Source organism: Pseudomonas viciae, assembly GCF_004786035.1.
GTDB lineage: Bacteria > Pseudomonadota > Gammaproteobacteria > Pseudomonadales > Pseudomonadaceae > Aquipseudomonas > Aquipseudomonas viciae.
Genome location: NZ_CP035088.1, coordinates 2246857 through 2271375, shown reverse-complemented (window position 1 = coordinate 2271375; position 24519 = coordinate 2246857). Strand labels below are relative to the sequence as shown.

Below are 24519 nucleotides of genomic sequence, written 5' to 3'. Positions count from 1 at the left end.
GCCGAACGATGGGGATAAAAAGTGCAGGACAAGAATTTTTTATGTGCGTCTCAGCGCTGATCGCTGCTCGATACCCGGACCCAGAATCGGCTGTAGCGGGTCACGCGCAACGAAAAACCACTCTCCAGCGCCGCCAGGGCGAGATCCGTGTTGTCGACGGGAAACACGCCGGAAACCTTCAAGTCGGCAATGGCCGGATCACAACGCAGCACGCCGTTGCGGTAACGCGAGAGTTCATCCAGCAGCGCCGCCAGAGGACGGTCAATGGCGATGATGCTGCCCTTCTGCCAGGCACCGACCGACACATCGTTGCCGCGCAGCGTACCCAGCGACCGATCATTGAAATCCAGGCGCTGGCCGGCTTCGACCCGCATCCTCGAGCCAATCGCCGGCAGGCTCACCTCGACCGCTTTCTCAAGCACCGCCACTTCGCCGCCCCGCGCCTGGCCACGAACGATAAACCGCGTGCCCAGCGCAAGTACCTCGACATGACCGGTGATGACCTTGAACGGCCGCTGCAAGGGATCGACCGCCGTCGTCACGATGATCTCCCCCCACAACAGCTCCAGTAGCCGCTGGCGCCCATCGAAACGAACGTTGACCGAGGTGTCGGTGTTGAGCAGCACAGTGCTGCCGTCCGCCAGCTGAAACTCGCGGCGCTCGCCCACTGCGGTGCGGTAATCGCAAAGCAGGTTCTGTGTAGCCTGGCTGCGCCAGCCCAACCAACCCAGGCCGCTGGCGGACGTCAGCAACAAGGCGCTGCGCAATACCTGGCGACGGGATCGATTGTGGCGTTCGCTCAAGATCGGTGCCGCCAGGGCGCCCGGCACACTCGCCATCTGTTCGGCCACCGCCGTGATTCTTTGCCAGGCCTGGCTATGCAACGGGCTTGCAGTCAGCCAGGCATTCCACCCGGCCCGATCCGCGTCGGTCGTAATGCCGGAATGAAGCCGGGCGTACCACTGCGCCGCGGCACGGATGGCTTGCAACTCTTCGGCTGGCAGGTTCATGAAAGCTGCAATTGAATCTGCATCAGGCAGCAACGTTCCATGGCCTTGGCCATGTGGTTATTGACCGTACGAACGCTGACGCCCAGGCGCTCGGCAATTTGCGGGTAGGTCAGGCCATCGAACTGCGACAGGATGAACGCCTGCCTGACTCGCGGCCCCAGCCCCAGCAGCAAGCGGTCGATCTCCATCAGGGCCTGGAGCAGGATGGCCTGTTCTTCCAGCGACGGGTGCTGCTCTTGCGGCATCGCGGCCAAGGCTTCGAGATAGGATTGTTCCAGCGAGCGGCGGCGAAACAAATCGATCAACAGCCCCTTGGCGATCATCGACAGATAGGGTCTCGGCTCACGAATATCCAATGCGGAGCGCGCCTTGATGACGCGCACAAAAGTATCCTGGGTCAGGTCCGCGGCATCGAAGGTGTTGCCCAAGCGCTTGCGCAGCCAGCCCTGGAGCCAACTGTGATGATCACTGTACAGAACGTCGACAGCACTGCGTAAGGACAGATCGTTGGCGGGCATGGCAATGGAATAATTCGCGACTGATAATGAATCGCATTGTCATCGAGCGCATCGCCGCTTGCAACCCAAACATACGCGGGACCGGCCCAGCCACTTCACCATAGCTCAATGCACCGAGTGATTTTTCACCGTGCTTTCCACCAGATCCAACATCTGCCCCAACGCCCAGGGCTTGGCGATGAACGAAGCGTGGTGCTTGATCCCGGCGCTCTCCGGCGTTTCGTAGCCGGACATGATCAGCAGGGGTATCTGCGGCCACCGGTCCCCGGTGACGTTGGCCAGGTCCGCGCCGTTCAGCATGCCCGGCATGGTGATATCGGTGAGTAACAAGTCTACGTCGCCGGCACTCTGTTCGAGGAACTCCAGCGCCGCGTCGGCGCTTTCCCGCGGCTCCACATCAAAACCCTCCTCCTGCAGGATCTCGCACAGGAACTCCAGAATGGTCTGATCATCTTCAACAACGAGAATCAAACGTGCGGTCGCCTGTCCGTTGCCCTTTGGCATCGAATTCATGTAAGTGACTCTCCTTGACCCCGTAAACGTTCTTTGCGGTATCGGCCGCTCTGCAAGTTATGAGCGATGCCCTGGCGATAAAATTCATTCTGCGTGCAAATACACCGCCGAACGTTGCGCCAGACACCCCGTTGCAACGCATTGCAACGCCTTTATCTGTATATCCATACAGATAAAACTTGCCCCGACACGCATCCATGACCATGCTACAACCCCATGAACTCTGCTTAGGAATAGGGCGTTATGCAGCTGTACCTGTGTGAAAAACCGTCCCAGGCCAAGGACATCGCAGCCGTACTCGGGGCCACGCGCCGTGGCGACGGTTGCTGGCTGGGTGCGAACGTCACGGTCACCTGGTGCATTGGTCATCTGCTGGAAACCGCCCCGCCCGACGCCTACGACGCCCGCTACAAGCGCTGGGTGCTGGCCGACCTGCCCATCGTGCCGGCGCAATGGAAAATGACCGTCAAACCGAAGACCGCCAGTCAGTACAAGGCGGTCAAGCGCCTGCTGGGGGAAGCGAAGGAACTGGTGATTGCCACCGACGCCGACCGTGAGGGCGAGATGATCGCCCGGGAGCTGGTGGAGCATTGCCGCTATCGCGGGCCGATCCAGCGGCTATGGCTGTCGGCCCTGGACGAAGCGTCGATCCGCAAGGCCCTCGCCGCCCTCAAGCCGGGGGCCGAAACCTTCAACCTGTATCATTCGGCCCTGGGCCGTTCCCGGGCCGACTGGCTGATCGGCATGAACATGAGTCGCCTGTTCACCCTGCTGGGGCGTCAGTCCGGCTACCAGGGCGTGCTGCCGGTGGGCCGCGTGCAGACACCGACATTGCGGCTGGTGGTGGACCGCGACCGCAGCATCGCCGACTTCGTCCCGGTCGCCTACTGGGCCATCGACGTGCAACTCAGCCACGCAGGCACCGCTTTCACCGCCCAGTGGCGTGCCGACCCGGATGCTTGCGACGATCAGGAACGCTGCCTGAACCAGACCCTGGCCCGGGACGCCGCCCAAGCCATGGGCAATGCCGCCACCGCCCGGGTGATGAAGGTGCGCACCGAGCGTCTGCGCGAAGCGGCGCCGTTGCCCTTCGACCTGGGCACCCTGCAAGAGGTCTGCTCGAAGAAGCTCGGCCTCGGCGCCCAGGAAACCCTGGACATTGCCCAGTCGCTCTACGAGACCTACAAGCTCATCACCTATCCTCGCAGTGATTGCGGTTTCCTGCCCTTGAGCCAACACAGCGAAGCCCCGGCCATCCTCACCGCCCTCGCCCAGGCCGACCCGGGCCTTGCGCCCCTGCGCGAGCACCTGCAGCCACAGCGCAAATCCCGGGCCTGGAACGACGCCAAGGTCAGTGCCCACCACGGTATCATCCCCACCGCCGCCGCAAAGAACCTCGACAAACTCGCCAGCAAGCAGCGAGCCGTCTATACGCTGATTCGCGCGCGCTACCTGGCGCAGTTCCTGCCCAACCACGAATACGACCGGACCCAAGCCGATTTCGACTGTGCCGGCCAGGCGCTACGCGCGGTGGGCAAGCAGATCGTCGAACCTGGCTGGAAACGCGCCCTGCCCGAGGCGCTGGCGCCGGCGCGGGGCCGTGAGGCACCCGTGCCGCAGACCCTGCCAGCGCTGACCGAGGGGCGTGACTGCGCAGTGGACGAGGTAAAACTCAAGGACCTGTGGACCCAGCCACCCAAGCCGTTTACCGAAGGCGACCTGATCAAGGCCATGAAGAACGTCGCCAAACTGGTGGAAGATCCGTTGCTCAAGCAAAAGCTCAAGGACACCACCGGCATCGGCACCGAAGCGACCCGGGCCTCGATCATCCAGGGGCTGCTCGACCGCGGTTACCTGGTGAAAAACGGCAAGGCCTTGTCTGCCACCCCGGCGGCCTTCAGCCTGATCGACGCCGTACCCCGAGCCATCGCCGACCCCGGTACCACGGCCATCTGGGAGCAGGCGCTGGACATGGTGCAAAGCGGTGAAATGAGCCTGGAAGAATTCGTCACCCGGCAAGCCGCGTGGATGAGCAAGCACATCGCTCGCTGCCAGGGCATGAGCCTGACCATCAGCGGCCCGGCCAGCCCCGCCGGCCGTGGAGCCACACCGTGGAAGAACAAGCGCAAGCCGGCCAAGCGCAAGGCTGCCGGTACACCGCGTAAGGCGAGCAAAGCCAAGGTGACCTGACAATGACCTGGCGAGAATCCCCTCGCCACAGAGTCAGCATCTCGTAACCTTTCACCGGTTTCTCATACCCAAACCATTTTGTCCGACAATATGTAGTGAACAAAAATAATCACTACAAAACCGTTGACGCCTCCGATTTGCCCTTGCATGATGCAGACGTCTCCCCGATCGGGAGTACAGGCAACCGTTTGAGCAAGCTCGTCTGACCGCCGAGCTGTTTTTTTGGATAAGGGACTGCCCACAAGGCAGATTGAAGGTGCTGACCTGGCATGACCGTCCGGTAACAAGGACGAGAAACGCTGGCGATCAATCCTCATGATGCGCGTGGTCGACCCTCGAAAGTTGACACTGGCTGAAGATTCTTCGCTGTTTCTCTTCGTTGTAGCGCATTTGCGTAGCAGCCCTTCGATAACACTACACAACCGATGCACGACCCCGTCGAAGTTCGACGGATGAACGCTGACGGCCTGGTTTCGGTACCAGGTAGCACTTACCGAGAAGCGAAGTTTTTGCGAACCACCAGACAGATCAACCAAATGGTCAAGGGGCTTACACATGAATCTGAATAATCAACCATCTATTGATGAACTGGCTCGCATGTTCGCAGCGCACAAGGACACTCTCGACAGCCATATCCTGTGGATCAGCAAGACTGGCCAAGTGCATATGGACTGCCTGGCGCCTTTCGCCGGTGAGGAGGAGTTCGACAAGAACACCCAAGACCTGTGTGCCCGGCTGAAGATGTACCGTCGCGGCCAGGGCTATGTCGGCAAGAAGGCCGCTGCGGACAAGGACTTCATCGGTCGAGTATTGCAAACGTTGACCCAGGCTTGGCAGTCGATGCAAAACACCTCGCAAGTGCAGGTCATCGATCGCTTCTGCTGATTGCACTTGAATAAAAAGGGCCCGTTCCTCAACCAGGAACGGGCCCTTTTTCGTTGTATCTAGAACACCGACCAGCCGATCCGCTGGCTCATCAACTCCAGCGCCGCCATGCCGGCCAGGGAGTTGCCGGCGACGTTGAGTTCAGGCGACCAGACGCACACCGTGAAGCGCCCCGGCACCACGGCGACAATCCCGCCGCCCACCCCGCTCTTGCCAGGCAGGCCGACGCGATAGGCGAAATTGCCGGCCTCGTCGTACAGCCCGCTGGTAGCCATGATGGAGTTGACCTGCTGGGTCTGCCGCGCAGTGAGGATCTGTTCGCCGCTGTGCTTGCAGAACCCGTCGTTGGCCAGGAAGCAGAACGCCCGGGCCAGGTCGATGCAGCTCATCCGCAGGGCGCAGTGGCTGAAATAACTGCGCAGCACCGCTTCCACGTCGTTATGGAAGTTGCCAAAGGACTGCATCAGGTAGGCCATCGCCGCGTTGCGGGCACGGTGCTGGTATTCCGACTCGGCGACCTTGCCGTCCACCATCACTTGCGGGTTGCCCGACAGGCGCCGCACGAAATCGCGCATCGACAACGCCGGAGCGGCGAAACGCGACTGGTTGATATCGCAGATCACCAAGGCGCCGGCGTTGATGAACGGGTTGCGGGGCCGGCCGCGTTCGAACTCCAGCTGCACCAGGGAGTTGAAAGGCTGGCCGGACGGCTCATGGCCCAGGCGCTCCCAGATCGCTTCGCCGGAATGCCCGATGGCCTGCACCAGGCTGAACACCTTGGAAATACTCTGCACCGAAAACACCGTGTCGGCGTCGCCTGCGCAATACATCTCGCCGTCATTGCCATACACGGCAATGCCCAGCTGATTGGGCGCCACGGTGCCCAGGGCTGGAATGTAGTCGGCCACCTTGCCCTGACCGATCAGGGGGCGAACCGTATCGAGGATCTCGTTCAACAGTGCTTGCATATGCGCGGGGTCCAGTCATTCCCCGTTCGAAGTGCGGGGATACAGACGCTAGACGCTGATGGGCGGCGTCAGAGCACACTCAATTGACTGCAAGCGTTTTCACGGGCGCTTGCGACGAAATCCAGCAGTCTATAGTTGAAGGGATCAACCGACAGGAGGTACAGGATGCGTCAAATCATGCAAAAAGAACCCTGGTGGGCCTCGCCGCCCAGGCCCGGGCAGGATGAAAGCGAGCTGGAATGGGGCTGGCTGGTGATTTACAGCGAAGGCGAGCCGCGTTTCGAATTCGTCAAGGAACGTCCCACGGATGAACAGATCCGTCATCGCAAGGGTTGCCGCGTCACACTCGGCGAGTGAACCCGCCCCGTCACGGTTTGATGTCCGGCAACGCCACCGCTCGGTTGGCCAGGTCCGACTCGACCAGGTAGCCTTTGATTTCTTCGTCCAGGTAGTACACCGGCGCCATCACCCCACTGAGGGGATGCTTGAGTGACCTGAACCAAGCCTCGTCGAACGCGGCGCTCAGGTTTTTGCGGATCTGCGCTTCCATTTCCAGCCGTTCGCCCTCGTGGATCATGGCGCGAATACCCGCCACACCCACCGAAATCAACGCCCCCGCCGCCTTCCCGGCCACGGCCGCCGCCGCGCCGGCCGCTCCTCGTGTGGCGAACTGCGCTTCGATTTTTTCACTGGTACGCTGTGCCACCGTGGCAATCACTGCGTCCGATGGGCCCGAACCGGTGGCGGCGGCTTTGTTCACATGATCAATCAGCGCGGCATAGGCCGGCAGTGTATTGAGCGGTTCGGTATGGACCATCTCATACAACGAAGCGTTGCGCGCCGCCGGCGGGCCCAGGCTGATAGCAGGAATGCCGTGCAGGCGTCGGTTCATCAGCTCGGTCGGGATTTGATGCCGCGAGGCGATCACCTGAACCTGCTGACTGACCAGGCGCAGGTAATAATCCGTCGCACTGGCCCTGATCGCCTCAGGATCGATTTCCACCGCCACCGGCTCCAGCACCTGCTCGCGATACTGCTCTTGCAGATAAACCGCCAGACGCCTTGCCGAGGAGTCCTCCTCACCCTTGGCACTGGCGGCATACCAACTGACCTTCACTGCCAGCCACTCCTGGGTCCAGTAGCTGCTGAACCAGGGGATGAACTCAACTTCGGTCCGCTGGTACACCAGCATCCGCCAATGCTCCATCGACCCGCGGGCGTAGACTCCGGCCTGTTCGATAGCGCTTTTCGACGCCGCGATGATCTGCTGGTCGACCTGCCGCCAGGTGTCCTGGGGAATCACCACCGTAGCGACCTGTTGTCCGCGCTGCGGCATGGCACACCCCGCCAGAACGAGCAAAACGGCCAGCATCAGCGAACGCAGCACAATCGCGCCACCCCGGATTCATGTGATCCACGGGGTTGAGTATAGGTGGCGGGAAACAGGGGCTTGGCCTAAACACACAAAACCCAAGATCTCATCCAACAGGTATTTGGCGGGACAATCACCCCAACGCCGTGTCGAGAAACATCATCACCGCAAACCCCATCATCAATCCCAAGGTAGCCGGGGTTTCATGGCCGTTGCGGTGGGTTTCGGGAATCACTTCGTGGGACACCACGAAGATCATCGCCCCGGCAGCCAGGCCCAGGCTGATGGGATAAGCAACAGCCACGCCCGAGGACATGCCCAGGCCGATCACCGCCCCCAGCGGCTCCATCAGCCCCGAGCCCACCGCAATCAGCGCTGCACGCAGAGTACTGATGCCAGTGACCCGCAGCGCCATGGCGATGGCGAGACCTTCCGGGATGTCCTGAATGGCAATGGCGGTGGTCAGGGGCAGGCCGACCTTGAAATCGCCGTCGGCAAAACTGACACCAATGGCCATGCCTTCCGGCAAATTGTGCAAGGTGATGGCAAGGACGAACAGCCAGACACGATTGATGCGCTCGACCTGCGGGCCGCGCCGACCACTCAACTCGTGTTCGTGGGGAACGAAACGGTCAAGGCCGATCATCAGGGCGACGCCGAGCCCCAGGCCGACTACGACGACAAACGCGGCAAGCAACTGATTGCCACAAATGACCTGTGCAGCCTCGATCCCCGGCAAGATCAGTGAGAATGAACTGGCGGCGAGCATCATGCCCGCGGCGAAACCCAGCATGATGTCCTGGGTACGGGACGAGATGTCCCGCAACACCACCGCCATCATGGCGCCCACCGCGGTGGCGGCGAAGCCGGACGTGCCGCCCAGCACCGCATACCCCAGGTTTTGCCGGTCAGCCCCCACCAGCGCGTTGTAGCCGCTGTAGAGCAACAACGCGGTAATGACGGCCAACCCCAGCCAGAAGGTCATCCCCAGCACTAGATTGTTTTGCACAGGATCCAGCCAGGTACGCCAGGGCGATCGGATCCGGGAGGTGGGCTGGTCCATTGAATGTCCTTACTGGTTTTAGCCAGGCCATGCCTGGTCGTTGGCGTCACGACTTGAATGATCAAACTGAATGTTCAGGCGAGGAAGTCGACCCCCTGGCCGTTTTTACAGTTTGTCACCTTGCATCCCAGAACCCAAGCCGGCACCCGTGGCGGCGGGGTGCAGTGCAGTCTTTTTTTCATGTGAAAAATGATTAAAGCTCTCCAACTGGCACAACGCATGTGGACGCTACCGATAGTAGCGTCCACAAAAATCCAAAGGAGCGGAAGGAATACAGTTTATTTTTTATCCAACACGATGACGAGCGGTCATTTATATAAACCGTTCAAATCACCCGACCATTAAGTAACTTACAAGCCCATCGATCTGGCCAATCCATAACTTCTCGCCAGGCAGTTATATCCAACCAGCCTAGGCCTATGGAATTAGCACAGGGTCTGCAAAGTCACCGGACATTACGATTTACGCCCTCCCCCCTGACTGTTTCCACTGCCTTTTCGACCGGCATCGCTGGCTTGCTCACGGTCGTTGGCTACGTTGCCACCGGAGGCTTGGCCGCCTTTACGCCCCGCTTCAGAGGCGCGTTCCGGATCTTTGGCAAAATTGCCCCCCGAGGCCTGCCCGCCTTTGCGGCCGGCCTCTGCGGCACGTCCTGGGTCGTTGGCGAAATTGCCGCCCGAGGCTTGCCCACCCTTGCGTCCGGCCTCGGATGCGCGCTCCGGGTCGTTGGCGAAGTTGCCACCCGAGGCTTGGCCGCCTTTCTTCCCAGCTTGCGAGGCCTTCTCACGATCGTTAGCGAAATTGCCAGGATTGTTATTTCCTGTGTTAGCCATTTCATTCACCTCGTTAATTGATGTTAACGAACCTGCTGGTTCGTAGTATTCGGAAAACTCGAGGCCGCTAAGGTTTTAGAGAATGCGCGCATGCGACGACGAACGGTCGATGCTTTCATGCTCACCTTATTTATGGGGTCGACGCCCTGGCCTATTGCAATAGGCTATTGATCAAACCACAACCCTTAGATGATTTAGATCCGGTATATTTCAGCCATATGAACCCTGTCGGGATCTCACCTCAACTGGACCTCAAGATTCGCCGTCGCAACACCGTGCTTAGCCACATACACCTCGGCGGTCCAGCCCTTGGTCAAGTTACGATAGGACTGGGTGCCCAAGGCCGTGCCGCTGTCCCACGCCATGACGTCGCCAATGTCGATGTCATTGACCGAACTTAGTTTGAGCACGGTGTGGTCGTCCTCTTGCTCGACGTACACACCCACCATTGCACGCTGTCGATTGATGACCCGTACTTTACCGGTGGTCTGTTTCATACGCCTCCTTCTCTCGGCAGGTTCAGGAGCGGCCGCGATCGCCGCACATAGAAGTGGATATCGCGGGCCCGGGGAAGTTTGAAGAACCACCGCATAGAGCGACGAAAGGCGTATCGCCGTTTCCCTGCTCAACCGCAGTGCTAATCTCAACAGTTCCAGGCCAGCGGAGACTCCCACATGCCCGACGATCTTCACCGTGAACCGCTCGATCAGTTGCTGGAACACATGGCCGGGCGCCATTTCCTGGTCCTCACCGGCGCCGGCATCAGCACCCCATCGGGCATTCCCGATTACCGCGACAGCGACGGTGTACGCCGGGGTCGACAGCCCATGATGTACCAGGAGTTTCTCGCCAAACCCGAGGCGCGGCGACGCTATTGGGCGCGAGCGATGCTGGGCTGGCCACGGGTGCGCCAGGCGCGACCGAATGCAGCCCACGAGGCCTTGGCGACGCTGCAGGCCGAACAACGCATCAGCGGCCTGATCACCCAGAACGTTGACACCCTGCACGACCAGGCCGGCAGCCAGGAGGTGATCGAACTCCATGGCAGCCTGCATCGCGTGCTGTGCCTGGATTGCGAGCAGCGCAGCGAACGGCAGCAGATCCAATTGTTGATGGAAGCACAAAACCCTTACCTGGCCGACGTCGATGCGGTGCAGGCGCCCGACGGCGACACCCTGCTGGCCCCGGCGTTCGAAGCGCGCTTCCAGATACCTCACTGCCCCCATTGCGGCGGTGAACGCTTGAAACCCGACGTGGTTTTTTTCGGCGAAAACGTCGCCGCCGTTACCGCCGCTCGCGCCACCCAGGCCGTCGAGGATGCGGACGGCCTGCTGGTGGTGGGCTCGTCGCTGATGGCCTGGTCGGCGTTTCGCCTGTGCCGGGCGATCAAGGATCAGGGCAAACCGCTGCTGGCGATCAACCGGGGCAAGACCCGGGCTGATGAGTTGCTGGATTTGAAGCTGGAAGAGCCATGCGAGGCGTTGCTGCCTTTACTGACACATCGCCAGTTCTAACGAACAACTCAGCCCCCTGTGGGAGCGGGCTTGCTCGCGAAAGCGGAGTATCAGTCGACATCAATGCTGAATGTTCCACCGTCTTCGCGAGCAAGCCTGCTCCCACAAAAGCTCGGTACTCAGCGTACGGCCAACTGCGCACCAAGATCCTGCTCCTTGAGCGTATCGAACAACGCCTGCGCCGCCGCCGACAGTTCATGCCCCGGCTTGGTCAGCACACCGATGGCCCGCTCGATCACCGGATCGCTCAAGGTAATGCAACGGGCGCCCAACTCATGCATCTGCCCGACACACAGGGCCGGTACTGCACTCACCCCCAACCCGCTGGCGACCATTCGCCCGACGGTCGCCAGTTGATGGCTCTCGAACTCCACCGGCAGTTTCATGCCCCGGGCCTGCAAATGTTCCTCGAGCATCACCCGCACGGTGGAGGGCCGCTGCAAAGTGATAAACGGCTGTTCCAGCAAGGCCTGCCACTTGATTTCGCTCAGCTGGGCCAGCGGCGAATCGAGGGGCACCACGGCAACAAAGCGATCCAGGTACAAAGGGGTAAAGGCCAGGGATGAGCTCTGCTGCGGTTCAAACGCTACCCCCAGTTCGACATGGCGATCACGCACCATCTCCAGCACCTGCTCGTTGATTACATCGTTGACCGTGACGTTGACATTCGGATAACGGGCGCGGAAGGTCTTGAGGATCGGTGGCAGCAAGTTACCGGCAAATGACGGCATCGCCGCCAACGTCACCCGACCGCGCTGCAAGGTGAAGCGTTGGCGCATTTCATCCTCGGCGTTGTCCCAATCGGCAACCAGCCGTCGAGCCAGTGGCAGCAAGGATTCGCCTTCAGGCGTCAGCGCGACGTTACGGGTATTGCGGCTGAACAACCGACCGCCGAGGCCCTCTTCCAGAGCCTTTATGGTCAGGCTCAAGGCCGACTGGGACAGGTGCAGTCGCTCGCAGGCCACGGCGAAGCTCAGGCTCTGGGCCACGGCGAGAAAGGCACGGATTTGCTTGAGGGTCATGGGCGCGGTGTTCCGGGTGGCAATTATTGAGTTTTATCAATCAATTCAACCTAAAAATCAACTTAACAAATATATGAGTTGGCGCAACACTGCATTCATTGCGAGCCCATCAAGAATAAAAGAGGTGTCTATGGCAGGTTTCGACAAACGCGTGAGTTCTTATGAAGAAGCGCTGGAAGGCTTGAAGGACGGCATGACCGTCATCGCCGGTGGTTTCGGCCTCTGCGGCATTCCGGAAAACCTGATCGCCGAGATCAAGCGCAAGGGTATTCGCGATCTCACCGTGGTCTCCAACAACTGCGGAGTCGACGGTTTCGGCCTCGGCGTGCTGTTGGAAGATCGGCAGATTCGCAAAGTGGTGGCCTCCTACGTGGGCGAAAACGCCCTCTTCGAAAAGCAGCTACTGAGCGGCGAAATCGAAGTCGTACTCACCCCCCAAGGCACCCTCGCCGAAAAAATGCGCGCCGGTGGCGCAGGCATCCCGGCGTTCTTCACCGCTACCGGCGTCGGCACCCCCGTGGCCGAAGGCAAGGAAGTGCGTGAGTTCCATGGCCGCCAGTACCTGATGGAAGAATCCATCACCGGCGATTTCGCCATTGTCAAAGGCTGGAAAGCCGACCATTTCGGCAACGTGGTCTATCGCCATACCGCCCAGAACTTCAACCCGCTGGCTGCCACGGCCGGCAAGATCACCGTGGTGGAAGTCGAAGAAATCGTCGAACCCGGCGAGCTGGACCCGACGCAGATCCATACCCCTGGCATCTACGTCGACCGGGTCATTTGCGGCACGTTCGAAAAGCGCATCGAACAGCGCACCGTGCGTAAGTGATCCCCTGCCCCCGGCCCGAATGAAGGAATAACAACATGGCACTTTCCCGCGAACAAATGGCTCAACGCGTCGCCCGCGAAATGCAGGACGGCTACTACGTGAACCTGGGTATCGGCATTCCGACCCTGGTCGCCAACTACATCCCCGAAGGCATGGAAGTCATGCTGCAGTCGGAAAACGGCCTGCTTGGCATGGGCGCGTTTCCCACCGAAGCCGAGGTCGATGCCGACATGATCAACGCCGGCAAGCAGACCGTCACCGCGCGCATCGGTGCCTCGATCTTCTCTTCGGCCGAATCGTTTGCCATGATCCGTGGCGGCCATATCGACCTGACCGTGCTTGGCGCGTTCGAAGTGGATGTGGAAGGCAACATTGCCTCGTGGATGATCCCCGGCAAGCTCGTCAAAGGCATGGGCGGCGCGATGGACCTGGTGGCCGGCGCCGAGAACATCATCGTTACCATGACCCATGCGTCCAAGGACGGTGAGTCGAAACTGCTGCCACGTTGCAGCCTGCCGCTGACCGGCGCCGGCTGCATCAAGCGTGTACTGACCGACCTGGCCTACCTGGAAATCCAGGACGGCGCCTTCATCCTGAAAGAACGTGCCCCGGGCGTCAGCGTCGAGGAAATCGTCGCCAAGACCGCCGGCAAACTTATCGTGCCGGACCATGTGCCTGAAATGCAGTTCGCTGCCCAGTGAGGAGAGATTCGATGCAAGAAGTCGTGATTGTCGCCGCCACCCGCACTGCCATTGGCAGCTTCCAGGGTTCGCTGGCTTCCATTCCCGCACCGGAACTCGGTGCGGCGGTGATTCGCCGCCTGCTGGAACAGACCGGCCTGTCCGGCGAGCAGGTCGATGAAGTGATCCTCGGCCAGGTGCTGACCGCAGGCTCCGGGCAAAACCCGGCCCGCCAGGCGTCGATCCTCGCCGGTCTGCCCCATGCAGTGCCTGCGCTGACCCTGAACAAGGTCTGCGGCTCGGGGCTCAAAGCGTTGCACCTGGGCGCCCAGGCGATCCGCTGTGGCGATGCCGAGGTCATCATCGCCGGCGGCATGGAGAACATGAGCCTGGCCCCATACGTGTTGCCGGCCGCTCGCACCGGCCTGCGCATGGGCCACGCGAAGATGATCGACAGCATGATTACCGACGGCCTGTGGGATGCCTTCAACGATTACCACATGGGCATCACCGCCGAGAATCTGGTGGACAAGTACGGCATCAGCCGCGAGGAGCAGGACGCCTTTGCCGCCGCGTCCCAGCAGAAAGCCGTCGCCGCTGTTGAAGGCGGTCGGTTTGCCGATGAGATCACGCCGATCCTGATTCCGCAGCGCAAAGGTGATCCCGTGGCGTTCGCCACCGACGAACAACCACGGGCCGGCACCACCGCAGAATCCCTGGGCAAGCTCAAGCCCGCCTTCAAGAAGGACGGCAGCGTCACCGCCGGCAATGCTTCGTCGCTCAATGACGGCGCCGCTGCGGTCGTGCTGATGAGCGCCGAAAAAGCCAAGGCGCTGGGCTTGCCGGTGCTGGCGAAAATCAGTGCCTACGCCAACGCTGGCGTCGACCCGGCGATCATGGGCATCGGCCCGGTCTCGGCCACCCGCCGCTGCCTGGACAAGGCCGGTTGGTCGCTGGAGCAACTGGATCTGATCGAAGCCAACGAAGCCTTCGCCGCCCAGTCGTTGGCCGTGGCCAAGGAGCTGAAATGGGACATGGACAAGGTCAACGTCAATGGCGGCGCCATCGCCCTGGGTCACCCCATCGGGGCTTCAGGTTGCCGGGTACTGGTGTCGCTGCTGCATGAAATGATCAAGCGCGATGCCAAGAAAGGCCTCGCAACGCTGTGCATCGGCGGCGGCCAAGGCGTGGCCTTGGCGCTGGAACGGGCGTAACCGGCAAAGGGTTCAACAGCGGTTGTGCGGACCCACGAACATCCGCGCAGCCACTGGCACCACCACCGGCGCAACCTCGGTTGCGCCGGTTTTTTTTGCCTGCTGGTTTTGAGTCTGGCCCGCCGGCCGTCATCGCGAGCAAGCTGGGCTCCCACAAGGGTTCTTGGGGGCTCACAGATGCGACGTCCACCACAGTTCCAGTGTGGGAGCGGGCTTGCTCGCGAAGGCGGTGGGTCAGGCGACGATGAGCCCTCAGGCTCCCGCGCCAAACCGGTCGCGGCTGTTGGTCAGGTGCAGCCACATGGCGGCGCGGGCGGCGTCGGGGTCCTGGCGTTTGATGGCGTTGAAGATTGCCTCGTGCTCGAGGCTGGCCAATTGCGCCAGTTTCCCGAGATCAGCCTGGCCGCGTTCGGCCACGTTCACTCGGGTCCTGGGGATCATCGCACTGCCCAGGTGTTGCATGATCTCGACAAAGCAGGTGTTGTCCGTGGCTTCGGCGATGAGCAAATGGAAACGCCGGTCGGCTTCGACGCAGCTGTCGTTGTTGCTGGACAACCGTTGATAATCATCCAGCGCCTGACGCATCTGCTGCAGTTGGTGTTCACTGCGGCGCTGGGCCGCCAACGCAGCCGCCTGGGTTTCCAGGCCCAGGCGCAGTTCCAGAATGGCGCGCACCCCCGCCGCGGTATCGACATTGAGCCGCAGGCCCGGCTCGCCGGTCTGCTCCAGCACAAAGGTGCCAATGCCGTGACGGGTTTCCACCAGTCCCGACGCCTGCAACTTGGAAATCGCCTCGCGCACCACCGTGCGACTGACACCATGCTCGCGCACGATAGCGCCTTCCGATGGCAGCTTTTCCCCGGGCTTCAACTGCCCCAGCAAGATGCTCTGGCTCAGCTTCGCCACCAAGTCATGGGCCAGGTTATGGGTACGCTTGCGCAGAGGCGCTTCGGTGTCTTGCATCGCCAGGGTTCCTCGAAAACAGGCTGATCGATCCTACCATCAGCAGGCATGAGAGTGAGCATTACCGAACAGCCAACTTATATGACAACACACCAGCTTTAACAAATTACTTCAAATACCCCGCACTACGAAAGGCTCGCATCCCGTCGCACCAGCGCCCCTCAATATCGTCACAACACCTCATGAATACGGTACAAAAAGACCCATCCGCCCATCCAGACACGTTCAAAAATGTCTTGTCACTCAAAAAAATCAAGTTGTATGATGTCCATCAACATCGACACCTGCACGATGCCCGCATAAAAATAACGAGTGGGAGAAAAACCAGTGAACACATCCAGCCTCAAGGCGAATGCCGGCGCGGATCCGGTGCTGCTGTCGGCCATTTCCAAGGTCAAGCGCCACATCCTGCCGCTGTTCGTCATCATGTTTATCGTCAACTACATCGACCGCGTGAACATCGGCTTCGTGCGTGCCCACATGGAGCACGACCTGGGCATCGGCGCGGCCGCCTACGGCTTCGGTGCCGGCCTGTTCTTCATCGGCTATGCGCTGTTCGAAGTCCCGTCCAACATCCTGCTGCAGAAAATCGGCGCACGTATCTGGCTCACCCGCATCATGCTCACTTGGGGCCTGGTGGCCGCCTGCATGGCGTTCATCCAGAACGAAACCCACTTCTACATCCTGCGCTTTCTGCTGGGCGTGGCCGAAGCCGGTTTCTTCCCTGGGGTGATTTACTACTTCACCCGCTGGCTGCCAGGGGTTGAACGCGGCAAAGCCATCGCCATCTTCCTCAGCGGCTCGGCCATCGCGTCGTTGATCTCCGGCCCGCTGTCGGGGTTGCTCCTGCAAATCAACGGCCTGGGCATGCATGGCTGGCAGTGGATGTACTTCATCGAAGGGATGTTCTCCGTCTGCCTATGCGTCTTCGTCTGGTTCTGGCTGGACTCCAAGCCCCACGATGCCAAATGGCTGAATCGCGACGAACAGGACGCGCTGGTCAAGGCCATCGACGATGAACAGGCAGCCCGCGAAGCCGCCACGCCGGTCAAATTGTCCATCGGCCAATTGCTCAAGGATCGCCAGATCATCCTGTTTTGCCTAATCTACTTTTTCATCCAATTGACGATCTATGCCGCCACGTTCTGGCTGCCAAGCATCATCAAGAAGATGGGCGACCTCAGCGACATTCAGGTCGGGCTGTTCAACTCCATCCCCTGGCTGCTGTCGATTGTCGGCATGTACGCCTTCGCCTCTCTGTCGGCCAAGTGGAAGTTCCAACAGGCCTGGGTGGCCGCTGCCCTGCTGATCGCGGCGGCCGGGATGTTCATGTCCACCACCGGCGGGCCGATCTTCGCCTTCGTCGCCATCTGCTTCGCGGCCCTGGGCTTCAAGTCGGCGTCGTCGCTGTTCTGGCCGATTCCCCAGGCCTACCTGGACGCGCGAATTGCCGCAGGGGTGATTGCGTTGATCAACTCCGTGGGCAACCTTGGCGGCTTCGTTGCCCCGACCACGTTCGGCCTGCTGGAGGAGCACACCGGCTCGATCCAGGGCGGCCTCTACGGCCTGGCAGCCACTTCGATCATTGCCGCGATCATCGTGTTTGCCGCACGCAATACGCCCAAGCCCAAGCCGGCAACGACGCCGACCAGTCCCGCCGCCAGCCACGTCTGATCCATTCGATTTGTTCAAGGATAAGTACACATGACTACACCAGAAACCAGCAAAGCCCCGATCATCACCAGCATGCAGGTCGTGCCCGTGGCCGGCCATGACGGCATGCTGCTGAACCTCAGCGGCGCCCACGGCCCGTTCTTCACCCGCAACATCGTCATCCTCAAGGACAACGCCGGCCACACCGGAGTGGGCGAAGTGCCCGGTGGCGAGCGCATTCGCCAGACCCTCGAAGACGCCCGCTCGCTGGTGGTCGGCAGCCCCATCGGCACCTACCAGAAGATCCTCAACACGGTGCGCCAGGCGTTCGCCGACCGCGATGCCGGTGGCCGGGGCCTGCAGACCTTCGACCTGCGCATCACCATCCACGCGGTAACCGGCCTGGAAGCGGCGTTGTTGGACCTGCTCGGCCAACACCTGGACGTGCCGGTCGCAGCCCTGCTCGGCGAAGGCCAGCAGCGCGATGAAGTGAAGATGCTCGGTTATCTGTTTTATGTCGGCGATCGCCAGCAGACCGACCTGGCCTACCGCAGCGAACCGGACGCCGACAACGACTGGTTCCGCATCCGCCACGAAAAAGCCCTGGACGCCGACGCCGTGGTGCGCCTGGCCGAAGCCGCTCACGCGCGTTATGGCTTTGAGGATTTCAAGCTCAAGGGCGGCGTGCTCGAGGGTGACGCAGAAATCGAAGCGGTTAGCGCACTGGCCGAACGTTTCCCCCAGGCACGCATCACCCTGGACCCGAACGGTGCCTGGTCACTCAAGGAAGCGATCCGTCTGTGCCGCGACCAGCACAAAGTGCTGGCCTATGCCGAGGACCCTTGCGGGGCCGAGAACGGCTACTCCGGGCGTGAGGTCATGGCCGAGTTTCGCCGGGCTACAGGCCTCAAGACCGCGACCAACATGATCGCCACCGACTGGCGCGAGATGGGCCACGCGATCACTTTGCAGTCAGTGGACATTCCTCTGGCCGATCCGCATTTCTGGACCATGCAGGGTTCGGTGCGGGTGGCGCAGATGTGCAATGAATGGGGCCTGACCTGGGGTTCGCATTCCAACAACCACTTCGATATCTCCCTGGCGATGTTCACGCATGTGGCCGCTGCAGCGCCGGGCGACATCACCGCCATCGACACTCACTGGATCTGGCAGGACGGCCAACGGCTGACCAAGGCGCCGCTACAGATCCAGGGCGGCTGCGTGCAGGTGCCGAAAAAACCGGGGCTGGGGATTGAGCTGGATACCGATCAGTTGGCCAAGGCCCATGAGCTGTACAAAGGCATGGGGCTAGGAGCAAGGGACGATGCGGTGGCGATGCAGTACCTGATTCCGGGCTGGACGTTCAACAACAAGCGGCCGTGCCTGGTGCGCTGAAACGACTCCCCCCTGTGGGAGCGAGCTTGCTCGCGATGGCGATGAATCAGCCACATTAATGGTGACTGACACGCCGCTTTCGCGAGCAAGCCCGCTCCCACATTGACTCAGGCGCTCTTGAGCTTGAAGTCACCCATGACGCCGTGTGGGACTGCGTGACTAGCCCTCCGGCCGCAGGATCAACACCGCCAACGGCGGCAGGTTGAGTTCCAGCGACAGGTTTTGCCCATGGCTGGGCACTTCTTCGGTGGAGGCACCGCCGCCGTTGCCGTAGTTGGAACCGGCATAGGTGTCGGCATCGCTGTTGAGCAATTCCACCCAACGCCCGGCGAACGGCACGCCAACCCGATAGGCCTCGCGCGGCACCGGTGTGAAGTTGGCCACCACCAACGCCGGCCGACCATCCTTGCTCCAACGCAGCCAGGCGTAGACGCTGTTGACCGCATCGTCACCAATCAACCATTGGAAACCCTGAGGCGCGTCATCCTGGTCATGCAACGCCGGTTCTTCGCGATACAGTCGGTTCAGATCGCTGACCAGTTTCTGCACCCCGCGGTGCTCAGGGTATTGCAGCAGGTACCAATCCAACTGTTGATCGTGGTTCCACTCGCGCCATTGGCCGAACTCGCAGCCCATGAACAGCAGCTTCTTGCCCGGATGGCCCCACATGAAACTGAGGTAGGCCCGCAGGTTGGCGAACTTCTGCCAACGATCACCGGGCATTTTGTCGATCAACGAACGTTTGCCGTGGACCACTTCGTCATGGGAAATCGGCAGCACGAACCGCTCGGACCACGCGTACATCAGGCCAAAACTCAGTTCGTTATGGTGATGGGCGCGGTACACCGGGTCCTGCTGGATGTAGTGCAGCGAATCGTGCATCCAGCCCATGTTCCATTTATAGGAAAAACCCAGGCCGCCCTGTTGCGTGCTCTGGCTGACGCCCGGCCAGGCGGTGGACTCTTCGGCGATGACCAACGCGCCAGGGGCTTCCAATGCCACCACGTCGTTGAGGTGCCGCAGGAAATCAATGGCTTCCAGGTTCTCGCGCCCGCCGTGACGGTTAGGCACCCACTCGCCCGCCTTGCGCGAATAGTCGCGGTACAGCATCGAGGCTACGGCATCCACACGCAGGCCATCGATGTGGAAATGCTTGAGCCAGTGCAGCGCCGAGGCCAGCATGAAACCGTGGACTTCGGTGCGCCCCAGGTTGTAGATCAGGGTGTCCCAATCCTGGTGGAAGCCTTCCAGCGGGTTGCCGTATTCGTACAACGCGGTGCCGTCGAATTGGGCCAGACCATGGGTGTCAGTGGGAAAATGCGCCGGCACCCAGTCAAGGATCACACCGATGTTGGCCTGGTGGCAGGCATTGACGAACGCAGCGAAATCGTCCGGCGAGCCGAAGCGCGCCGTCGGGGCGAACTGCGACAGCGGTTGATAGCCCCAGGAGCCGCCGAACGGGTGCTCCATGATCGGCATCAGCTCGATGTGGGTAAAACCCAGGTCCTTGACGTAAGGCACCAGCCGTTCGGCCATTTCATGCCAGTTGTATTGCCGGGCCACCTCCCCCGCCTCGTCGATTTCGCACTGCCAGGAACCGGCGTGCAACTCGTAGATCGACAACGGGGCAGCGGGCAGATGCCGCTCAGCGCGTTGCTGCATCCATTCGTGGTCCTGCCATTCGATCTTCAACGGCGCGGCGACTTTCGACGCGGTGTCTGGCGGCATTTGGGTAGCCAGCGCCACGGGGTCGGCCTTGAGCGGCAGGATGCCGTGGGCGCCAAGGATTTCATATTTGTAGCCTTCACCCGCGCCAAGCCGTGGGATGAACAGCTCCCACACACCGGACGGATAGCGGATGCGCATCGGATGCCGACGCCCGTCCCAGACGTTGAAGTCCCCCACCACCGAGACGCGCCGCGCATTCGGCGCCCACACGGCGAACCGCACGCCGTCGATGCCATCGACGGTGGTCAGTTGCGCACCGAGGCAGGAACTGAGGTCGCGGTGATTACCCTCGGCAAACAGGTAAAGATCCATCTCTCCCAGCAGCGGCCCGAAGCTGTACGGGTCCTCTGCCACTTGCTCGCCGCCGGCCCAACGGGTGCGCAGCAGGTAGGCCTGGGCGCGGTCGAAATGGCCGACAAACAGGCCCGGGGTTTCGCTCTGTTGCAGCTCACCGAGCTCCTCACCGCCGTCACGGGCGAGCACCTGCACGCTCAACGCACCGGGCAAGTACGCCCGAATGAACTGTCCGCTCGCGCCATCGCCGTGAGGGCCCAGGATCGAAAATGGGTCTTGATGCTCGGCGCGCACCAGCGCGTCGATGTCATGGGGTGCAGGCAGCAATGACTCTTTGGCCTGCCCTTGGGATTCTTTGTTCGAGACACTCATGATTCTCTCCACTAAATCGGTCCGGCTTAATCGGAAAAGGGTTTCAGCCCACTCAATAACCCGTACAGACCGTGCAATGGCACGGGCAGCCAGGCGGGGCGATTCTCGGCTTCATAGGCCACTTCATAGGCCGCCTTCTCCAGGCCGAACAACGCCAGCGCGGCGTCTTCGCCTTCAGCATCCTTCCATTCATGAGCAAGACTAGCTGCCGCCAGTCGATATGCCTGAACAAATGCCTCGCGGGCCTCTTTTAAATAACGATCAGCCACCCGCTGCCGCGCCGCATCGGCATCGGCGGTGCTGTCGACAGTGTTCAAATGGATCGCCATGGCGGCCGCGTAATCGAAGGAACGCAGCACACCACTGACGTCCTTGTACGGGCTGTGCTTGCCCCGACGTTCGTGCAACGGTCGTGCCGGCTCGCCCTCGAAGTCGATCAGGTAGGCGTCGCCCTTGATCACCAGCACCTGCCCCAGGTGCAGGTCGCCGTGCACGCGAATGCGCAAGCCACCGGCGGCCTTGCTGGCCAGTTCCTGAATGTGGCCCAGGACGGTTTTCTTGTGCTCGAGCAAACGCGCGACCATGGCTTGATCCGTCGAGTTCAACTGACTCTGATTCTGCTTGAGCAGGCGCAGAGCGTTTTCCACTTGAGCGGCCACATCCTTGCCGATGGCCTGGGCTTCCTTGGCATTGGTAGCCTGCGGCGCGAAGTCTGGGTCGTCGGTGGACTTGGCCAGCACCTGGTGCATTTCCCCCAGGCGTTGGCCGAGCATACCGGCGAAATCCTTCAGCTCGCCCAACGCGTTGTAATGCTGCTCCTGCTCGGACACGGCATCGGCCAATTCATCGCGCAATGCGCGTTCAAGGTTGTTCTGGGTCCATTCCCAAGCATCGCCCTGGTTGCTCAGGTAGCCCTGGGCAATCATCAGCAGCGCGTCCTCGCCCTCGGCGTCGCGGCGGATCACCGAACCCAACAGCGGCGAGATATTGCTGAAGCCTGCGGCCGTCAGATAGGCGCTCATCTCCAGTTCCGGATGCACGCCCGAAGCGACTTTGCGGATCAGTTTGAGCACCAGGCTGCCGCCGACCACCACCGAACTGTTGGACTGCTCGGCGGACAGGTAACGCACCTCAGGCTCAGCCCCCAGGTTCAACGCGGTCAGGCCTTCGGTGGGCTCAAAACGCAATTCACCTTCGGTGCATGGCAGCACCGTGGCGCTCTGCATGCCTTGCAGCACGGCCCGCACGAAGCTCTCCAGGCTGAACGCATCGGTGATCAGGCCGACTTGGCGAACCCGACGAACACGCGACAGCGCCAATTGCTGTGGCAACGCCGCCCCGACCTGGTCTTCAGGCAGCAGGCCGAACGGCAGTTGATAACGCAGAGTCTGGCCGGCACTGGTGACGTCGATTTCGCTGAGCAGCACCGGGTGCTGCGGATCACCGAAGCGCACGCCGTAGACGATATTGACCTTCTCGATCTTGCTGTCCTTGCCGGCGAACCAACGACGGTTCTGCAGCCAGCTCGGCAGGATGGTTTGCTCCAACGTGGTGCGCGACGGCGCTTCGAGCAACTCTTCCAGACGTTTTTTCAACACCAGCGTGGTGAAATCCGGCAGGCTCTGGGCCGGTTCCACGTGCCAGCTCGGCATCTGGTTTTCCGCCGCCAGGGCGAACCAATAGAAACCGTACGGCGGTAGGGTCAGCAGGAAATTCAGCTGGCCAATGGGCGGAAAGGCATTGCCCCCCAGCATCTCCACCGGGACCATGCCGGCGTAGGCCGACAGATCCAGCTCGGCAGCCTGGGCGCTGCGGGACACGTTGGCCACGCAGAGGATGATTTCGTGCTTGCCTTCCGGGCTGGTGTATTCCCGGGTGTAGGCCAGGATCCGACGGTTGCTCGGCGACAGCATTTTCAGCGTGCCCCGGCCGAAGGCTTGCGACTGCTTGCGCACCGCCAGCATCCGACGAGTCCAGTTGAGCAGCGAATGCGGATCGCCGGCCTGGGTCTCGACGTTGACCGACTGGTAGCCGTATTGCGGGTCCATGATCGGCGGCAGCACCAGGCTGGCCGGGTCGGCCCGCGAGAAGCCGCCGTTGCGGTCGATGGACCACTGCATCGGCGTGCGCACGCCATCGCGGTCGCCCAGGTAAATGTTGTCGCCCATGCCGATTTCATCGCCGTAATACAGAGTCGGCGTGCCAGGCATCGACAGCAGCAGGCTGTTGAGCAATTCAATGCGACGACGATCGCGCTCCATCAGCGGCGCCAGGCGCCGGCGAATCCCCAGGTTGATCCGCGCCCGACGGTCGGCCGCGTAATAATTCCACAGGTAATCGCGCTCCTTGTCAGTGACCATCTCCAGGGTCAGTTCATCGTGGTTGCGCAGGAAAATCGCCCACTGGCAATTGGCCGGAATCTCCGGGGTCTGGCGCAGGATGTCGGTGATCGGGAAGCGGTCTTCCTGGGCCAGCGCCATGTACATGCGCGGCATCAGCGGGAAGTGGAACGCCATGTGGCATTCGTCACCGTTCATACCCTGGGCATCGACATCACCGAAATACAGCTGGGTGTCTTCCGGCCACTGGTTGGCTTCGGCCAGCAACATGCGGTCGGGGTAATTGGCGTCGATCTCGGCACGAATCTGCTTGAGGACGTCGTGGGTCTCGGGCAGGTTTTCGTTGTTGGTGCCGTCGCGCTCGATCAGGTACGGGATGGCGTCCAGGCGCAAGCCGTCGATGCCCATGTCCAGCCAGTAGCGCATCACCGACAGCACGGCCTTGATGACCTGCGGGTTATCGAAATTGAGGTCGGGCTGGTGGGAGTAGAAACGGTGCCAGAAGTACTGGCCGGCTACCGGGTCCCACGTCCAGTTGGACTTCTCGGTGTCGAGGAAAATGATCCGTGTGCCATCGTATTTGTGGTCGTCGTCGGACCAGACGTAGAAGTCCCGCGCCGCCGAACCCGGCTTGGCCTTGCGCGCGCGCTGAAACCACGCATGCTGGTCCGAGGTGTGGTTGATGACCAGTTCGGTGATGACCCGCAGGTTGCGTTTGTGGGCTTCAGCGATGAAGCGCCGCGCATCGGCCATGGTGCCGTAGTCGGGGCTGACGCCACGGTACTCGGCAATGTCGTAGCCGTCATCGCGACGCGGCGAAGGGTAGAACGGCAGCAGCCAGATGGTGTTGACGCCCAGATCGGCGATGTAGTCGAGCTTCTCGATCAGGCCGGGAAAGTCCCCGATCCCGTCGTTATTGGAGTCAAAATAGGATTTTACGTGGACCTGATAAATCACCGCGTCCTTGTACCAGAGCGGGTCTTTGATAAAGGTGGCAGACCGGGGTTTCTTCGCCATTTGCAACTCCTGATGAATTCAATAAAGCCGCGGGAACAGGCTTGTTAAGTCTTTTTGTGGCGGAGGGATTTAGCGAAACGTCGCGCCGCCCCGCTTTGTGGGAGCAAAGCTTGCTCGCGATGCAGGCGCCTGGATTCTCCAAGAGAC

General features: G+C 61.2%; 20 protein-coding genes and 2 pseudogenes. 9 read left to right on the top strand and 13 right to left on the bottom strand.

The genetic code is table 11. From position 1 onward, the window contains the following. Positions 1-50 precede the first annotated feature (50 nt). From EPZ47_RS10430 to EPZ47_RS10420, 3 genes are all read right to left on the bottom strand, one after another. Positions 51-1010, bottom strand: coding sequence for a FecR domain-containing protein (locus EPZ47_RS10430; RefSeq protein WP_135844688.1), 960 nt, complete (start codon positions 1008-1010; stop codon positions 51-53). Then, positions 1007-1528, bottom strand: a complete 522-nt coding sequence (locus EPZ47_RS10425; RefSeq protein ID WP_135844687.1) for a sigma-70 family RNA polymerase sigma factor — start codon at positions 1526-1528, stop codon at positions 1007-1009. Before EPZ47_RS10425 ends, EPZ47_RS10430 begins: the two co-directional genes overlap by 4 nt. Before the next feature lie 105 nt (positions 1529-1633). Further along, the gene (locus EPZ47_RS10420; RefSeq protein ID WP_135844686.1) at positions 1634-2041 is read right to left on the bottom strand and encodes a response regulator; all 408 of its coding nucleotides are present in this window, start codon (positions 2039-2041) and stop codon (positions 1634-1636) included. Between the two features lie 243 nt (positions 2042-2284). Here EPZ47_RS10420 and EPZ47_RS10415 point away from each other — a divergent pair, with 243 nt between their 5' ends. Continuing rightward, on the top strand, positions 2285-4231 hold the full coding sequence (locus tag EPZ47_RS10415; RefSeq protein ID WP_135844685.1) for a DNA topoisomerase III: 1947 nt from the start codon (positions 2285-2287) through the stop codon (positions 4229-4231). Between the two features lie 555 nt (positions 4232-4786). Beyond that, entirely contained in the window at positions 4787-5116 is a 330-nt protein-coding gene (locus EPZ47_RS10405; protein WP_135844683.1) for a hypothetical protein, read from the top strand. A gap of 59 nt (positions 5117-5175) precedes the next feature. Here the strand turns inward: EPZ47_RS10405 and glsB are convergent, their stop codons facing one another. Next, positions 5176-6084: a glutaminase B gene (glsB, locus tag EPZ47_RS10400; protein WP_135844682.1), complete on the bottom strand. Its 909-nt coding sequence runs from the start codon at positions 6082-6084 to the stop codon at positions 5176-5178. A 165-nt stretch (positions 6085-6249) separates the two neighbouring features. Between glsB and EPZ47_RS10395 the strand changes: the two genes are divergently transcribed. Beyond that, positions 6250-6441, top strand: coding sequence for a hypothetical protein (locus tag EPZ47_RS10395; protein WP_135844681.1), 192 nt, complete (start codon positions 6250-6252; stop codon positions 6439-6441). 10 nt (positions 6442-6451) lie between these two features. On the opposite strand, the gene EPZ47_RS10390 is transcribed toward EPZ47_RS10395, so the two are convergent. The 5 genes and pseudogenes from EPZ47_RS10390 to EPZ47_RS10375 form a co-directional block, all read right to left on the bottom strand. Next, positions 6452-7420, bottom strand: coding sequence for a hypothetical protein (locus tag EPZ47_RS10390; RefSeq protein ID WP_238346721.1), 969 nt, complete (start codon positions 7418-7420; stop codon positions 6452-6454). 169 nt (positions 7421-7589) lie between these two features. Further along, positions 7590-8441: a ZIP family metal transporter gene (locus EPZ47_RS10385; RefSeq protein ID WP_406550161.1), complete on the bottom strand. Its 852-nt coding sequence runs from the start codon at positions 8439-8441 to the stop codon at positions 7590-7592. A gap of 614 nt (positions 8442-9055) precedes the next feature. After that, a pseudogene (locus EPZ47_RS30755) lies at positions 9056-9253 on the bottom strand (con-10 family general stress protein); the annotation flags it as partial. A gap of 9 nt (positions 9254-9262) precedes the next feature. After that, positions 9263-9352 (bottom strand): annotated as a pseudogene (locus EPZ47_RS30750) (KGG domain-containing protein); the annotation flags it as partial. A 236-nt stretch (positions 9353-9588) separates the two neighbouring features. Then, positions 9589-9849: a hypothetical protein gene (locus EPZ47_RS10375; protein ID WP_135844677.1), complete on the bottom strand. Its 261-nt coding sequence runs from the start codon at positions 9847-9849 to the stop codon at positions 9589-9591. A 177-nt stretch (positions 9850-10026) separates the two neighbouring features. Between EPZ47_RS10375 and EPZ47_RS10370 the strand changes: the two genes are divergently transcribed. After that, positions 10027-10866 (top strand): NAD-dependent protein deacetylase, encoded by an 840-nt coding sequence (locus EPZ47_RS10370; RefSeq protein ID WP_135844676.1) that lies wholly within the window; start codon positions 10027-10029, stop codon positions 10864-10866. Positions 10867-10985: 119 nt separating this feature from the next. Here EPZ47_RS10370 and EPZ47_RS10360 read toward each other — a convergent pair whose 3' ends face one another. Continuing rightward, positions 10986-11888, bottom strand: coding sequence for a LysR family transcriptional regulator (locus tag EPZ47_RS10360; RefSeq protein WP_135844675.1), 903 nt, complete (start codon positions 11886-11888; stop codon positions 10986-10988). Between the two features lie 130 nt (positions 11889-12018). Here EPZ47_RS10360 and EPZ47_RS10355 point away from each other — a divergent pair, with 130 nt between their 5' ends. The 3 genes from EPZ47_RS10355 to EPZ47_RS10345 are packed head-to-tail and all read left to right on the top strand — an operon-like array spanning position 12019 to position 14611. Continuing rightward, on the top strand, positions 12019-12717 hold the full coding sequence (locus EPZ47_RS10355; protein ID WP_003180356.1) for a CoA transferase subunit A: 699 nt from the start codon (positions 12019-12021) through the stop codon (positions 12715-12717). Between the two features lie 35 nt (positions 12718-12752). Then, a complete protein-coding gene (locus EPZ47_RS10350) occupies positions 12753-13418 on the top strand; it encodes a CoA transferase subunit B (RefSeq protein ID WP_003180355.1) in 666 nt (221 codons plus the stop codon). Positions 13419-13429: 11 nt separating this feature from the next. Next, the gene (locus EPZ47_RS10345) at positions 13430-14611 is read left to right on the top strand and encodes an acetyl-CoA C-acetyltransferase (RefSeq protein ID WP_135844674.1); all 1182 of its coding nucleotides are present in this window, start codon (positions 13430-13432) and stop codon (positions 14609-14611) included. A 252-nt stretch (positions 14612-14863) separates the two neighbouring features. On the opposite strand, the gene EPZ47_RS10340 is transcribed toward EPZ47_RS10345, so the two are convergent. Next, a complete protein-coding gene (locus EPZ47_RS10340) occupies positions 14864-15574 on the bottom strand; it encodes a FadR/GntR family transcriptional regulator (protein WP_135844673.1) in 711 nt (236 codons plus the stop codon). 327 nt (positions 15575-15901) lie between these two features. On the opposite strand from EPZ47_RS10340, the gene EPZ47_RS10335 reads away from it, so the two are divergent. Both EPZ47_RS10335 and gudD read left to right on the top strand, forming a co-directional pair. Next, on the top strand, positions 15902-17248 hold the full coding sequence (locus EPZ47_RS10335; RefSeq protein WP_135844672.1) for an MFS transporter: 1347 nt from the start codon (positions 15902-15904) through the stop codon (positions 17246-17248). Between the two features lie 30 nt (positions 17249-17278). Further along, complete coding sequence (gudD, locus tag EPZ47_RS10330; protein WP_135844671.1) at positions 17279-18622, top strand: glucarate dehydratase; 1344 nt, start codon at positions 17279-17281, stop codon at positions 18620-18622. A 159-nt stretch (positions 18623-18781) separates the two neighbouring features. Here the strand turns inward: gudD and glgB are convergent, their stop codons facing one another. Both glgB and treS read right to left on the bottom strand, forming a co-directional pair. After that, positions 18782-21016 (bottom strand): 1,4-alpha-glucan branching protein GlgB, encoded by a 2235-nt coding sequence (glgB, locus tag EPZ47_RS10325; RefSeq protein ID WP_135844670.1) that lies wholly within the window; start codon positions 21014-21016, stop codon positions 18782-18784. Positions 21017-21042: 26 nt separating this feature from the next. Further along, positions 21043-24372, bottom strand: a complete 3330-nt coding sequence (gene treS / locus EPZ47_RS10320) for a maltose alpha-D-glucosyltransferase (protein ID WP_135844669.1) — start codon at positions 24370-24372, stop codon at positions 21043-21045. Between the last annotated feature and the right edge of the window lie 147 nt (positions 24373-24519).

Bases quoted from the DNA above. Each gene is read 5' to 3' on its own strand.
- treS (WP_135844669.1), bottom strand. From the start codon at position 24,372: ATGGCGAAGAAACCCCGGTCTGCCACCTTTATCAAAGACCCGCTCTGG.
- EPZ47_RS10420 (WP_135844686.1), bottom strand. From the start codon at position 2,041: ATGAATTCGATGCCAAAGGGCAACGGACAGGCGACCGCACGTTTGATT.
- EPZ47_RS10360 (WP_135844675.1), bottom strand. From the start codon at position 11,888: ATGACCCTCAAGCAAATCCGTGCCTTTCTCGCCGTGGCCCAGAGCCTG.
- EPZ47_RS10385 (WP_406550161.1), bottom strand. From the start codon at position 8,441: ATGACCTTCTGGCTGGGGTTGGCCGTCATTACCGCGTTGTTGCTCTAC.
- EPZ47_RS10430 (WP_135844688.1), bottom strand. From the start codon at position 1,010: ATGAACCTGCCAGCCGAAGAGTTGCAAGCCATCCGTGCCGCGGCGCAG.
- EPZ47_RS10395 (WP_135844681.1), top strand. From the start codon at position 6,250: ATGCGTCAAATCATGCAAAAAGAACCCTGGTGGGCCTCGCCGCCCAGG.
- gudD (WP_135844671.1), top strand. From the start codon at position 17,279: ATGACTACACCAGAAACCAGCAAAGCCCCGATCATCACCAGCATGCAG.
- EPZ47_RS10340 (WP_135844673.1), bottom strand. From the start codon at position 15,574: ATGCAAGACACCGAAGCGCCTCTGCGCAAGCGTACCCATAACCTGGCC.
- EPZ47_RS10370 (WP_135844676.1), top strand. From the start codon at position 10,027: ATGCCCGACGATCTTCACCGTGAACCGCTCGATCAGTTGCTGGAACAC.
- glgB (WP_135844670.1), bottom strand. From the start codon at position 21,016: ATGAGTGTCTCGAACAAAGAATCCCAAGGGCAGGCCAAAGAGTCATTG.
- glsB (WP_135844682.1), bottom strand. From the start codon at position 6,084: ATGCAAGCACTGTTGAACGAGATCCTCGATACGGTTCGCCCCCTGATC.
- EPZ47_RS10425 (WP_135844687.1), bottom strand. From the start codon at position 1,528: ATGCCCGCCAACGATCTGTCCTTACGCAGTGCTGTCGACGTTCTGTAC.
- EPZ47_RS10375 (WP_135844677.1), bottom strand. From the start codon at position 9,849: ATGAAACAGACCACCGGTAAAGTACGGGTCATCAATCGACAGCGTGCA.
- EPZ47_RS10345 (WP_135844674.1), top strand. From the start codon at position 13,430: ATGCAAGAAGTCGTGATTGTCGCCGCCACCCGCACTGCCATTGGCAGC.
- EPZ47_RS10405 (WP_135844683.1), top strand. From the start codon at position 4,787: ATGAATCTGAATAATCAACCATCTATTGATGAACTGGCTCGCATGTTC.
- EPZ47_RS10390 (WP_238346721.1), bottom strand. From the start codon at position 7,420: ATGCCGCAGCGCGGACAACAGGTCGCTACGGTGGTGATTCCCCAGGAC.
- EPZ47_RS10350 (WP_003180355.1), top strand. From the start codon at position 12,753: ATGGCACTTTCCCGCGAACAAATGGCTCAACGCGTCGCCCGCGAAATG.
- EPZ47_RS10415 (WP_135844685.1), top strand. From the start codon at position 2,285: ATGCAGCTGTACCTGTGTGAAAAACCGTCCCAGGCCAAGGACATCGCA.
- EPZ47_RS10355 (WP_003180356.1), top strand. From the start codon at position 12,019: ATGGCAGGTTTCGACAAACGCGTGAGTTCTTATGAAGAAGCGCTGGAA.